The organism is Nocardia sichangensis (assembly GCF_047200615.1).
Classification (GTDB): Bacteria; Actinomycetota; Actinomycetes; order Mycobacteriales; family Mycobacteriaceae; genus Nocardia; species Nocardia sichangensis.
On the sequence record NZ_JBJZOK010000002.1, the window covers coordinates 103,437 to 116,064 of the forward strand.

The 12,628-nt window shown below is 70.1% G+C and carries 8 protein-coding genes; 6 read left to right on the forward strand and 2 right to left on the reverse strand.

Features of this window, described 5'->3' with window-relative positions; translation table 11 throughout:
• Positions 1-45 precede the first annotated feature (45 nt).
• Positions 46-3,666, forward strand: a complete 3,621-nt coding sequence (gene smc, locus ACL03I_RS02915; protein ID WP_364427239.1) for a chromosome segregation protein SMC — start codon at positions 46-48, stop codon at positions 3,664-3,666.
• Between the two features lie 284 nt (positions 3,667-3,950).
• Here the strand turns inward: smc and ACL03I_RS02920 are convergent, their stop codons facing one another.
• Positions 3,951-4,868: an NmrA family NAD(P)-binding protein gene (locus tag ACL03I_RS02920; RefSeq protein ID WP_412805092.1), complete on the reverse strand. Its 918-nt coding sequence runs from the start codon at positions 4,866-4,868 to the stop codon at positions 3,951-3,953.
• Positions 4,869-4,974: 106 nt separating this feature from the next.
• Between ACL03I_RS02920 and ACL03I_RS02925 the strand changes: the two genes are divergently transcribed.
• On the forward strand, positions 4,975-5,748 hold the full coding sequence (locus tag ACL03I_RS02925) for a TetR/AcrR family transcriptional regulator (protein ID WP_412805093.1): 774 nt from the start codon (positions 4,975-4,977) through the stop codon (positions 5,746-5,748).
• 119 nt (positions 5,749-5,867) lie between these two features.
• On the opposite strand, the gene ACL03I_RS02930 is transcribed toward ACL03I_RS02925, so the two are convergent.
• Complete coding sequence (locus ACL03I_RS02930) at positions 5,868-6,257, reverse strand: DUF2237 family protein (protein ID WP_019048221.1); 390 nt, start codon at positions 6,255-6,257, stop codon at positions 5,868-5,870.
• A 193-nt stretch (positions 6,258-6,450) separates the two neighbouring features.
• Here ACL03I_RS02930 and ftsY point away from each other — a divergent pair, with 193 nt between their 5' ends.
• The 4 genes from ftsY (at position 6,451) to ACL03I_RS02950 (ending at position 12,579) form a co-directional block, all read left to right on the forward strand.
• The gene (ftsY, locus tag ACL03I_RS02935) at positions 6,451-7,944 is read left to right on the forward strand and encodes a signal recognition particle-docking protein FtsY (RefSeq protein WP_412805094.1); all 1,494 of its coding nucleotides are present in this window, start codon (positions 6,451-6,453) and stop codon (positions 7,942-7,944) included.
• Positions 7,945-8,297: 353 nt separating this feature from the next.
• Complete coding sequence (locus ACL03I_RS02940; RefSeq protein WP_412805095.1) at positions 8,298-9,677, forward strand: ammonium transporter; 1,380 nt, start codon at positions 8,298-8,300, stop codon at positions 9,675-9,677.
• A 5-nt stretch (positions 9,678-9,682) separates the two neighbouring features.
• On the forward strand, positions 9,683-10,021 hold the full coding sequence (locus ACL03I_RS02945) for a P-II family nitrogen regulator (protein WP_330249397.1): 339 nt from the start codon (positions 9,683-9,685) through the stop codon (positions 10,019-10,021).
• Between the two features lie 143 nt (positions 10,022-10,164).
• On the forward strand, positions 10,165-12,579 hold the full coding sequence (locus ACL03I_RS02950; protein WP_412805198.1) for a [protein-PII] uridylyltransferase: 2,415 nt from the start codon (positions 10,165-10,167) through the stop codon (positions 12,577-12,579).
• Positions 12,580-12,628 lie beyond the last annotated feature (49 nt).

Here is a 12,628-nt window from a genome sequence, read left to right on the forward strand (position 1 = left end):
CGACGCGAAACGCCGACCGGGCAGAACACGGAAAGGTCGTCGAACTTGCACCTGAAGAGCCTGACGTTGAAGGGCTTCAAATCCTTCGCGTCCGCGACGACCCTGCGCTTGGAACCGGGCATCACGTGTGTGGTCGGTCCCAACGGATCGGGCAAATCGAACGTCGTCGACGCGCTCACCTGGGTGATGGGCGAGCAGGGCGCTAAGGCGCTGCGCGGCGGCAAGATGCAGGACGTGATCTTCGCGGGCACGGCGGGCCGCGCCCCCCTCGGCCGCGCCGAGGTCACGCTGACCATCGACAATTCCGACGGCGCGCTGCCGATCGACTACGCCGAGGTGTCCATCACCCGGCGCATGTTCCGCGACGGCGCGGGCGAATACGAGATCAACGGCAACTCCTGCCGCCTGATGGACGTGCAGGAACTGCTCAGCGACTCCGGTATCGGCCGCGAGATGCACGTCATCGTGGGGCAGGGTCAGCTGTCGGCCATCCTGGAGTCGCGCCCGGAGGACCGCCGCGCGTTCGTCGAGGAGGCCGCCGGTGTGCTCAAGCACCGCAAACGCAAGGAAAAAGCGGTACGCAAGCTCGAGGCGATGCAGGCCAACCTGGCCCGGCTGACCGACCTCACCACCGAACTGCGCCGCCAGCTCAAACCGCTGGGCAGGCAAGCCGAGGTGGCGCGCAGGGCGCAGACCGTGCAGGCCGACCTGCGCGATGCCCGGTTGCGGCTGGCCGCCGACGATCTGGTCACCCGGCGCGGAGAGCTGGCGAGCCAGCAGAGCAAGGAAGCGTACGCGCGCGAGCAGCAGATCACCGTGCACTCCGAGTTGGACGCCGCCAACGCGGCGCTGGCGCAGCAGGAATTCCAGCTGTCCCGGCTGACGCCGAGCGCCGAGGCCGCCGCACAGCTGTGGTTCCAGCTCTCCGCGCTCGCCGAACGGGTCAACGCGACCATTCGCATCGCCGGCGACCGGGCGCGGCACCTGGACACCGCAGCTCCGGTCAGCAACGGCCGCGACCCCGAGCAGCTCGAGGCCGAGGCCGACCGGGTCGAAGCCGAGGAGGCCGAACTGCGCGAAGCGGTGGAGATCGCCGCGGAGACCTTGGAGGCGGCCCGAGACCAACTGGCCGAACGCGAATACGCCGCCAAGGCCGCCGAGCAGGCGCACCTGGCCGCCGTGCGGGCGATCGCCGACCGGCGCGAGGGCGTGGCCCGGTTGTCCGGCAAGGTGGACACCCTGCGGGCCAGGGCGCAGTCGGTGGACGCGGAGATCGCGCGACTGTCGGTCGCCATCGCCGACGCCCGTCACCGCGGCGAGGCCGCCCAAGCCGAATTCGACACGGTGCAAGCCGAACTCGCCGAACTCGACGCGGGCGAGGCCGGCCTGGACGCCCAGCACGAGCACGCGGTACAGGCGCTGGAACTGGCCGATCAGCGGGTCACCGAACTGCGTGAACAGGACCGCGACGCGAGCAAGCGAGTCGCATCGCTCGGCGCGCGGATCGAGGCGCTCGGCATGAACCTGGCGCGCCGGGACGGCGTCGCCTGGCTGGTGGAGCACCGCGAACAAGGTCTGCTCGGCCCGCTCTCGGCGCTGCTGCGTGTGCACGGCGGCTTCGAGGCCGCGGTCGCCGCCGCGCTCGGCCCGCTGGCCGACGCCGTCGCCGCCGACACCGGCGAGTCCGCGCACGCCGCGATCCAGGCGCTCAAGGACGCCGACGGTGGCCGCGCCGCCGTCGTCTTCGGCGCCGAGCGCACCGATCGGCCGCAGCCGGGCGCGTTGCCCGACGGCGCCCGCTGGCTGGTCGACGTGGTGGAGTGCCCCGATACGGTGCGCGGCGCGATCGCGGCGCTCACCGCGGGGATCGCCGTGGCCGACGATCTGCCCGCCGCCCGCGCGCTGGTCGCGGTGCGGCCCGAGCTGCGCGTGGTCACCCGCGACGGCGATCTCGCCGGAAACGGCTGGCTGCTGGGCGGTTCCGATCGCGCGCCCAGCCAGCTGGAGATCCAGGCCGACATCGACGCCGCCCGGACCGAACTGGTCGCGGCGCAGCGGCGCGCCGAGGAACTCGAGGCCGCGCTGTCCGGCGCGCTCGAAGAGCAAGCCGATCGCAAGGACGCCGTCGACCACGCGCTGCTCGCCCTGCACGAATCCGACCAGGCGCTGGTGGCGATCTACGAGCGGCTGGGCAGGCTCGGCCAGACCGCCCGCACCGCACACGCGGACCGCGAACGGCTGGTCGGCCAGCGCGACGACGCGGAGACGAGCCGGGAAGAGGCACTCGCCTCGCTCGCCGAACTGGAAGACCGCCTGCGCCATGCGGAACTCGAGCAGGCCGAGGTCGATGCCGACGGTGCGGGCGCGGCAGGCACCGAGTCCGCGGGCCGGGCGCGGGAGGAGGCGGCGGCCGCGCTGGCCGAGGCGCGGGCGATGGAGGTCGAGGCCAGGCTCGCCGTGCGCACGGCCGAGGAACGAGCGGAATCGGTACGCGGCAAGGCGGACTCGCTGCGCCGGGCCGCGCGCGCCGAGCGGGAGACCCGGGCCAGGGCCGAGCGCGCCCAGGCCGCGCGCAAGAAGGCGGCGGAGGTGGCCGCCGCCGTCGCCGAATCCGGCGCGAAGATCGCGGGCGAACTCGAGCGCGTGGTCGCCGAGGCGGGCGCGCGCCGGGACGAACTGGTGCGCAAGCGCTCCGAGTGTGCCGCGCAGGTGGAGCAGGTCAAGGAGCGGGTGCGTGCGCTCACCGCGCAGCTTTCCCAGCTCACCGACGCGGTGCATCGGGACGAGGTGGCGAAGGCTCAGGCGGCGCTGCGCATCGAGCAACTGGAGGCGACCATCGCCGAGCAGTTCGGCATCGCGCTGGACGACCTGATCGCCGAGTACGGTCCGGACGTGCCGCTGCCGCCCTCGGCGCTGGAGCTGCAGGAATATGAACAGGCCAAGGAGCGCGGCGAGCAAGTCAGCGAACCCGCGCCGATGCCTTACGACCGGCAGACCCAGGAACGTCGCGCCAAGCGTGCGGAGAAGGATCTCGCCACCCTGGGCAAGGTGAATCCCCTGGCGCTGGAGGAATTCGCGGCGCTGGAGGAGCGGTACAACTTCCTGGCCACGCAACTCGAAGACGTCAAGAGCGCGCGCAAGGATCTGCTCGACGTGGTCGCCGAGGTCGATGCCCGCATCCTCCAGGTGTTCACCGAGGCATACGCCGACGTGGAACGCGAGTTCGTCGAGGTGTTCGCGAAACTGTTCCCCGGTGGCGAGGGCAGACTGCTGCTCACCGACCCCTCGGACATGCTCACCACCGGCATCGAGGTGGAGGCACGTCCGCCGGGCAAGAAGGTCAAGCGGCTGTCGCTGCTGTCCGGTGGGGAGAAGTCGCTGACCGCGGTCGCGTTACTGGTGGCCATCTTCCGCGCCCGGCCCTCGCCGTTCTACGTGATGGACGAGGTCGAGGCCGCGCTCGACGACACCAACCTGCGCCGGTTGATCGGCCTGTTCGAGCAGTTGCGGGAGAAGAGCCAGCTGATCGTCATCACCCACCAGAAGCCGACGATGGAGATCGCCGACGCGCTCTACGGTGTCAGCATGCGCGGCGACGGCATCACCCAGGTGATCTCCCAGCGGCTGCGCGGGGAGAACCTGGCCCCGGTCGGCGCGGCGGGCTGAGCCGCGCCGCGCGGTCACCCGCGGCGTGCGCGGAGGGTGACGGTGCCGGAGTCCAGGTCGACCAGCGGATCGTCACCGGAGACCCGATCGTCGACCTTCGCGATCGCCACCCATTCCTTGCGCTCGTGGATGTGCTTGCGCGACGGGCCGAATACTCGTCGACCTCCGCGCCGACCGGGTCGCGCCGGGCGCGGCCGGGATCCTCCGCGCGGGCTTATCAACGCGCCGAGGGTACGCCTCGCCGCACGATCATCCCGTTGAACAGGGCGAATAGTCGCCTCCAATCACCCTGCGACGCGCGCGTTCTCGTGGTCGAGCAGCACTTTGATCTGCGCCGCGCCGGTCTCGGCGAGCCAAGTGTCGAACGTGCGCAGCCCGGGGTGCATCTCGCGGATCTCGTCGACGTCGGCGAGCCAGCCGCCGGTGTGGCGCATGAGGCGCCACGTATTGCCGATCTCCTCGCCGAGCGCGTCCGCCTCGGCTTCGGTGACTTCGTGGTAGCGCACCTGATGCCCGGTGGCGGCGCTGATCGCCGCGGCGGCCGCGGGTGGGACGAGCACATCGCCCGCGAGTTCGAGGACGCGGCCGTGGAAGCGATCCGGGTCGGCGAACGCGAGACCGGCGATATCGCCGATGTCCGCGACGGCGATGACCTTCATCGGACCTTCGGCCGGGAACAGGTGCCGGTGCACGCCGTCGAAGATGCCGTCGACGGGGGACGTGCGCAGCAGGTAGTTCTCCATGAAGCGCACCGGGCGCAGCAGGGTGTACCGCACGCCGCTGGCGATGACGGCGTCTTCGATGCGCTTCTTGCCCCTGGCGCCCCACGAGACGTCGTCGCCCATCGACGCGATGCCGGTGAACACGATCTGCCACACACCGGCCGCACGCGCGGCGTCCACGACGGCTTCTCCGCGCGCGGCTTCCAATTCGACATCCCAGCCTTTGGGGCCGTACGCGGCGGGCGGGACCAGGAACAGTCCGCTGACGCCGGCCAGCGCCGCGGGCAAGGTCTCGGGGGCGTCGAAGTCGCCGACGGCGAGTTCCGCGCCCGCCGCGGCCAACTCCCGCGCGGCGGGCGACTGCGCGTCGCGGACCAGCGCGCGCACCGCCCTGCCGTCGGCCAGCAGTCGCCTGGCGGTCACGCCGCCTTGCTTGCCGGTGGCGCCGGTGACCAGGATGAGGTTGTGCTGAGGGGACATGCTCCGCCTTCTCTGCTCGGTAGAATCGGGTTGGTTGACCCGGATTCGAACGATACGGGTGCCTCGACCCGATTGACCAGGCTGCTCAACGGAAGGCCGTAACGAAATGACCGCATCGCTCGCCCCGGGCGCGACGTCGCGAGCCGATGCCCGCCGCAATCGCGCCCTCGTGCTGGCTGCCGCGCAACGCGCCTTCGCGGAGCAGGGCGCCTCCGTGTCGCTCGTCGAGGTCGCCCGCAGGGCGGGTGTCGGCGCGGGCACCGTCTACCGGCACTTCCCCACGAAAGCCGCACTGTTGGAAGCGGTTATGCAGCAGCGCGTCGACCGGTTGGCGAAGATGGCCGCAGACCATCTCGCCGCGCCGGATCCGGGCGCCGCCTTCTTCGACTTCTGCACCGCGGTGATCACCACAACGCCGGACAACCAGGCGTTATGCGACATCGTTCAGTCCGACGACGGCTGGCCGCGTGCGCTTTTGCGCAGCGCGGGGGCGCGTTTCCACGACGCGTTGGCCGCTCTGCTCGACGCGGCCAAGCGCGACGGGGCGGTCCGGGCCGACATCGAACTCGACGATGTGCTGGCGATCTTCACCGGATGCGTTGCGATCCAACGGCTACGGAAGGCGCGGGGCGGCATGGACCGTAGCGCCGCCATCGTGCTGGACGCGCTGCGCGCGGAGCCGGTAGGGCTGATGGTGACGAAACGGGATGCGGTGGCCGAAGTCCGTAACGAAACTGTCGATCGTAACGAAAGTGGAGCCGACAGCTGCCCGGTATGTCACGCGGCGTTGTCCCGCGCTGGGACGGGCCGACGGGCGAGATATTGCTCGGCGGCATGTCGTCAGAAAGCTCATCGCCGGCGCATCGCGGCGGCGCGCTGAGCCGAATGGCGCATTTGTGCCAATCGGTTCTCCGCTGCGCCACGAACCGCTCGGACACCGGCCCGCGATTCGGGTGAGCCGGTGGTCCACGCTGCGCCCGCCGTAGGGTTACCGGTGGCTCAGAGCAGGTCGCTGACGTCGTCGGGCACGTCGACGGCGTACTTGCGCAGGATGTCCATCGAGATCACTTCCAGGGCGTTCTCGTGCGTGGCGGCCAGCACCACGGGCGCGGCGACGCCGTCCTCGTGCGCGTGCAGCCATCGCACGGCGACCACGCACCATCGGTCACCCGGCTGCAAACCGGGAAAATTGTTCTCCGGACGCGGCGTGCTCAAATCGTTTCCGATGGAAGCTTGATGCTCCAGGAATTCTGCCGTGACGACGGTGCACACAGTGTGGCTGCCCAGATCCTCCGGCCCGGTACTGCAGCAGCCGTCCCGGTAGAAGCCGGTGAGAGGATCGGTGCCGCACTCTTCCAGCGGCCCCCCAAGCACGTTTCGATCGGTCACGTCGCCGATCCTATTGTCCCTTCGCGAGAAGTTCCGCAGGACAAGAAATCTGGAGGGCTGTGTCGGTGCCCGCTCGCACCCGCCCTCGGCCCGGCACCTGCGATGTTGGCCGAGTTCGCGCCCCCGGCCCCGGCGCGCGACGCGCGCGCCGGGTGCGGCTCGGGGCCGATCCCGTGACGGTCGGTCTGCAAGGATGGTCCGCGTGAGTCCTGAAGTCTGGATCCTGATCGCCGCGGTCGCCGCACTGCTGCTCGTCGTGCTCGTCGCCGGTTTCGTCCGGTACAAGCGCGGCCGCGTGTCGCTGACTCCGCCCACGCAGGAGAAAGAGGTGACCGACCGGTCCGGTGGTTATGCCGCGTCCGGCGGATTCACCTTCAGCCGGGGCGGCGCGGCGACCGAACCGCAACCGGTCGAGCGCACCGACACCGAAGGACAGCCGCACGTCGGCGACGACGCCGCGATTCCACGCGACGCGCCCAAACGCGGCATAACCAACGTTCCGTTGCCGGACGCGGACGTCACCGAGGCCTCCGTCGCCCCGGACGTCGTCGAGCCGGCCGCCGAGCCCGAGGCGGGCACTCCGGCGGCCGAGACGCCAGCGCAGGCGCCCGACCAGCTGGAAACCCAGGAGAGCCCGGCCACGGCCGAGGACGCGACCGCCGAGCCGCCCACCGACACCGCGGGGCCGGACACCGAAGCCGCCACCGAGATCGTCGCGCCCGACACGCCCGCGGGGGTGGAAGCACCCGTCGCGCTGGAGGAGATCGAGCCCACCGCCGGCCGCCTGGTCCGGCTGCGCGGACGACTGTCGCGCTCGCAGAACGCGGTCGGCAAGAGCCTGCTCGGCCTGCTCGGTGGCGGTGACCTGGACGACGACTCGTGGGAAGAGGTGGAGGACACCCTCGTGCTGGCCGACCTCGGCACCGCGAGCACCACCGCTGTCGTGTCCCGGCTGCGCTCGGAGATGGCGGCACGCAGCGTGCGGACCACCGACCAGGCGCGTGCCGTGCTGCGCGACGTGCTGATCGAGCAGCTGCGACCGGAGCTGGACCGCTCGGTGCGCGCGCTGCCGCATCCCGATCACCCGTCGATCCTGCTCGTGGTCGGCGTGAACGGCACCGGCAAGACCACCACCACCGGCAAGCTCGCCCGCGTGCTCGTGGCCGACGGCCGCCGGGTGCTGCTCGGCGCGGCCGACACCTTCCGCGCCGCGGCCGCCGACCAGTTGCAGACCTGGGGCGAGCGGGTCGGCGCCGACACCGTCCGCGGCCGCGAGGGCGCCGACCCGGCCGCGGTCGCGTTCGACGCGGTGGCCGCGGGCGTCGAGCACGGCGTCGACGTGGTGCTGATCGATACGGCCGGTCGGCTGCACACCAAGACGGGTCTGATGGACGAGCTGGGCAAGGTCAAGCGCGTCGTGGAGAAGAAGGCCGCCGTCGACGAGGTCCTGCTCGTGCTGGACGCGACCGTCGGGCAGAACGGACTGACCCAGGCCAGGGTGTTCGCCGAAGTGGTCGATATCACAGGCGTCGTGCTGACCAAGCTCGACGGGACGGCGAAGGGCGGCATCGTCTTCCAGGTCCAGCACGAATTGGGCGTGCCGGTGAAGCTGGTCGGGCTCGGTGAGGGGGCTGACGACCTGGCTCCGTTCGAGCCCGCCGCGTTCGTGGACGCGCTGCTGGGCTGAGCCGTTCCACTCGCCGAGACCGGTCGAAAGAGGTTGCCGCCCGCGGCGTTCCATCCACGAGGTGCGCCGAGGGCGCTCGTTCGATCGCCGCCGCCCTCGGTGCGAGGGCGGTCACACCCCGGAAGTTTGCCGACTCCTCGTGCGCGGTAACGAATGTCCGATTTCCCGAACACCGTGCTCACAGCGCCGGAAAACCGCTGGTGCGTGGGACGAAACCTAGTGGCAACACAGCTGCTCCATCCGTTCACGTAGGTGAAACACGGCAGCTCTACGGATGAAACACCGAGTTAGGACCCTTCTGTTCAGGTCCATTTGCCGGAAGCGGCTGGGCCCGAGATGAGGAGGACATTAAGGTGGCTTTTCCACTTACCGGTGCACCGGATACCGGTGACACCGCTTGGATGCTGGCGAGTTCGGCGCTCGTGTTGCTGATGACGCCGGGCCTGGCTTTCTTCTACGGCGGCATGGTCCGGTCGAAGAACGTGCTCAACATGATCATGATGAGCATCAGCGCCATGGGCCTGGTCGGCGTTCTGTGGTCGCTGTACGGATACTCGACGGCCTTCGGCGACAACACGTTCGGCGTGATCGGTGACCCGACGCAGTTCTTCGGCCTGAAGGGCCTGATCGGCGGCAACTCCGTCGCCGAGGTCAAGGACGCGGCGGGCGCGGTCACCACCGACGCGGTGAACATCCCGCTCGCGGGCACTATTCCGGCGACCGTCTTCGTCGCCTTCCAGCTGATGTTCGCCATCATCACGGTTGCCCTCATCTCGGGTGCGGTCGCCGACCGCTTGAAGTTCGGCGCGTGGCTGGTGTTCGCGGGCATCTGGTCCACGGTGGTCTACTTCCCGGTCGCGCACTGGGTGTTCGACTTCGAGGTCAAGGACGCCGACGGCAACGTCGTGCACGAGGGCGGCTGGATCGCCAACAAGCTGCTCGCGGTGGACTTCGCCGGTGGAACGGCGGTGCACATCAACGCCGGTGCGGCCGGTCTGGCCCTGGTGCTGGTGCTCGGCAAGCGCAAGGGTTGGCCGACCACCCCGTTCCGCCCGCACAATCTGCCGTTCGTCATGCTCGGCGCCGGTCTGCTGTGGTTCGGCTGGTTCGGCTTCAACGCCGGATCCGCGGTGACCTCCGGCGGCCTCGCCGGTTCGACCTTCGTCACCACCACCATCGCGACCTGCGCCGGGATGCTGGCCTGGCTGTTGGTGGAGAAGATCCGCGACGGCAAGCCCACCTCGCTGGGCGCGGCCTCGGGCATCGTGGCGGGTCTGGTCGCCATCACGCCGTCGTGTTCCTCGGTGAACGTGCTCGGCGCGCTCGCCATCGGCGTCGTCGCCGGCGCGCTGTGCGCCCTCGCGGTCGGCCTGAAGTTCAAGTTCGGTTTCGACGACTCGCTCGACGTGGTCGGCGTGCACCTGGTCGGCGGTATCGTCGGCACCCTGATGGTCGGTTTCGTCGCGGCGCCCGAGGCGGGTGCGGCCAAGACCGGTCTGTTCTATGGCGGCGGTTTCGATCAGCTGTGGCGGCAGGCGGTGGGCGCCGGTGTGGTACTTGCCTTCTCCTTCATCGCGACCCTGATCATTGCCTATATCGTGAAGTTCACCATTGGGCTGCGCGTGAGCGAGGAAGCAGAGTCGGTCGGCTTGGACGAGTCCGAGCACGCGGAAACCGCCTACGACTTCGCCGCTCTGGGTAGCACGGCACGTTCGGCCGTCAAGGAGGCATGACGAACATGAAACTGATCACCGCAATCGTCAAACCGTTCACGCTCGAAGACGTCAAGTCGGGTCTCGAGCAGGCGGGTGTGTTGGGCATGACCGTCAGCGAGGTCCAAGGGTACGGCCGGCAGAAGGGCCACACCGAGGTGTACCGCGGCGCGGAGTATTCCGTCGACTTCGTGCCGAAGGTTCGCGTCGAGGTCGTCGTGGACGATGCCTCCGTCGACAAGGTCGTGGAGGTGATCGTGGAGGCCTCCCGCACCGGCAAGATCGGCGACGGCAAGGTCTGGATCACTCCGGTGGAGGCGATCATCCGGGTGCGGACCGGCGAACGCGGCACCGACGCGCTGTAGCGGAAACGAGTCGAGCGGCGGCCCCGCTCCCACCGGAGCTCCCGGTCGGGGCGGGGCCGCGCGCATCAAATGGGCGGTGGGTTGTGGCTAGTCAGTACGAGCACGACGGTGATCCGAAGGTCACCGAACAAGGCAACGGCAAGGTGTCCAACGGGGCGGCCGACCTGGTCCGCGCGCGAACCCAACTGCTCGACGGCGGCCAGCCGCGCAATCCCCGGCTGGATGCCCAGTCGCTGCGCCAGGCGCTGGTCGACCTCTATGAACTCTGGCTCACCAGCAAGGGCGCCGAACTGGGCATCGCCCCCGACAGCGGTCTGGCCGTGGTGGCCGTCGGCGGCCTGGGGCGCGGGGAGATGCTGCCGTACTCCGATCTGGACCTGGTGCTGCTGCACGACGACGTCGACCCGGCCCGGGTGGCCGAGGTCGCCGACCAGCTCTGGTATCCGCTGTGGGACGCGCACATCAAACTCGACCACAGCGTGCGTACCGTTCCGCAGGCGCTTCGGGTGGCCGCGGACGATCTCATCGCCGCGCTCGGCATGCTCGAGGCCAGGCACATCGTCGGCGACCAGGAACTGAGCAATCTGCTGATCGGCGGGGTGCGCCGGGAGTGGCGCACCGGCATCCGCTCCCGCTTCGAGGAGCTCATCGCCCAGGCCAAGGCCAGATGGGAGCGCAATGGCGAGATCGCGCACCGCGCCGAGCCCGACCTGAAGAACGGGCGCGGCGGCCTGCGCGACATCCAGCTGCTGGACGCGCTGGCGATCGCCCAGCTCACCGACGCCATGCCCGGATTGGGGCCGGACGTGCCCGGCGGCGGATTGAAGCAGGCGCACCGTCGGCTGCTGGACGTGCGCACCGAACTGCACCGTGTGGCGGGACGAGCCCGCGACCAGCTGCGCGCACAGGACGCCGACGAGATCGGCGCTGCCTTGCGCATCGGCGATCGGTTCGATCTGGCCCGCACACTGAGCGATTCGGCCCGGACGGTCAGCTACTCCGTGGACGTCGGGCTGCGTACCGCGGCCAACGCACTGCCCCGCCGGGGATTGGCGCGCCTGCGCCGGATGCCGGTGCGCAGGCCGCTGGACGAAGGCGTGGTCGAGCACGCGGGTGAGGTCGTGCTGGCCAGAGACGCCCGCCCGCAGCGCGACCCCGGGCTGATCCTGCGCGTCGCGGCGGCGTCGGCGCAGACCGGCCTGCCGATGTCGGCCACCACCCTCAACCGGCTCTCCGAGGACGCTCCCGAGCTACGCGAGCCGTGGCCCAAGGACGCCCTCAACGACTTGCTGGTCCTGTTGGGCGCGGGCCGCGGCACGATCGACGCGATCGAGGCGCTGGACCGGACGGGATTGTGGGGCAGGCTGCTGCCGGAATGGGGCGCCGTGCGCGACCTGCCGCCGCGCGATGTCCAGCACATCTGGACCGTCGACCGGCATCTCATGGAGACAGTCGCCTACGCGGGCGGGCTGAGCACCCGGGTCGCCCGCCCCGACCTGCTCGCCCTCGGTGCGCTGCTGCACGACATCGGCAAGGGTCGCGCAGGCGATCACAGCGTGGTCGGCGCGGAACTGGCCACCCATATCGGCCGCCGCCTCGGACTGTGGCCGTCGGACGTGCGCACGCTCAGCGCGGTCGTGCGCCATCACCTGTTGCTGCCGGAAACCGCGACCCGGCGCGATCTGTCCGATCCGGAGACGGTGCGGTACGTCGTCGAGGCGCTCGACGGCGATCCGCAACTGCTGGAGCTGCTGCACACCCTGGCCGAGACGGATTCGCAGGCCACCGGTCCCGGCGTGTGGGGCGACTGGAAGGCGTCGCTGATCGGTGAACTGGTCCGGCGCTGCCGGTTGATCATGGCGGGCGACCAGCTGCCGACACCGGAACCGATCGCACCGGACTTGGTCGAGAAGGCCAGGGCGGGCGGCGTGCACGTCGATCTGCAGCCCGGTGAGAGCAAGCACACGTATGTGGTCACCGTCATCGCGCCCGACAGTTCCGGGCTGCTGTCCGACGCCGCGGGCGTGCTCGCGCTGCATTCGCTGCGCGTGCTGTCGGCCGCGCTCGGCGTCGAAGGCGCCTCCGCGGTGGACACCTTCGTCGTCGCGCCCAAGTTCGGCGATCCGCCGGACCCGGGGCTGTTGCGCCAGGAATTGATCCGGGCCACGGCCGGCGACCTGGATGTGGCGGCGGCGCTGGCCAAACGCGAGCGCGAGGCGGGCACGATCGGCCGGAGCCGGTACGCGCAGGCCCAACCCCGGGTGATCTGGTCGGACACCTCGGTACCGGGGCAGGTGATCCTGGAATTGCGCGCCGAGGACCGGGTCGGCTTGCTCAGCCGCCTGGCCGCGGAGCTGGCCGGCTGCGGAGCCGACGTCCGTTGGGCCAAGGTGGTCACGATGGGGTCCGCGGTGGTCGACAGCTTTTGCCTCGAGCTGGGCGCCGAGGACAGCCCCGCGCGCCGCGAAACGATCGAGAAGGCGCTTATCGCGGTGGTTCCCAGAACCGCGCCGAAACCGCCTGCTGACGGTGCTCGAGATTCGGAAAATGGTGATTAGCAGCACTTTTATCCGGTGATAAATCTGTTGCGCAATATTTGCTGCATCC

What these genes read in the sequence shown, in the direction of transcription:
- ACL03I_RS02920 (WP_412805092.1), bottom strand. Translation starts at nt 4,868, where the DNA reads ATGTCCCCTCAGCACAACCTCATCCTGGTCACCGGCGCCACCGGCAAG.
- ACL03I_RS02925 (WP_412805093.1), top strand. Translation starts at nt 4,975, where the DNA reads ATGACCGCATCGCTCGCCCCGGGCGCGACGTCGCGAGCCGATGCCCGC.
- ACL03I_RS02945 (WP_330249397.1), top strand. Translation starts at nt 9,683, where the DNA reads ATGAAACTGATCACCGCAATCGTCAAACCGTTCACGCTCGAAGACGTC.
- ftsY (WP_412805094.1), top strand. Translation starts at nt 6,451, where the DNA reads ATGGTCCGCGTGAGTCCTGAAGTCTGGATCCTGATCGCCGCGGTCGCC.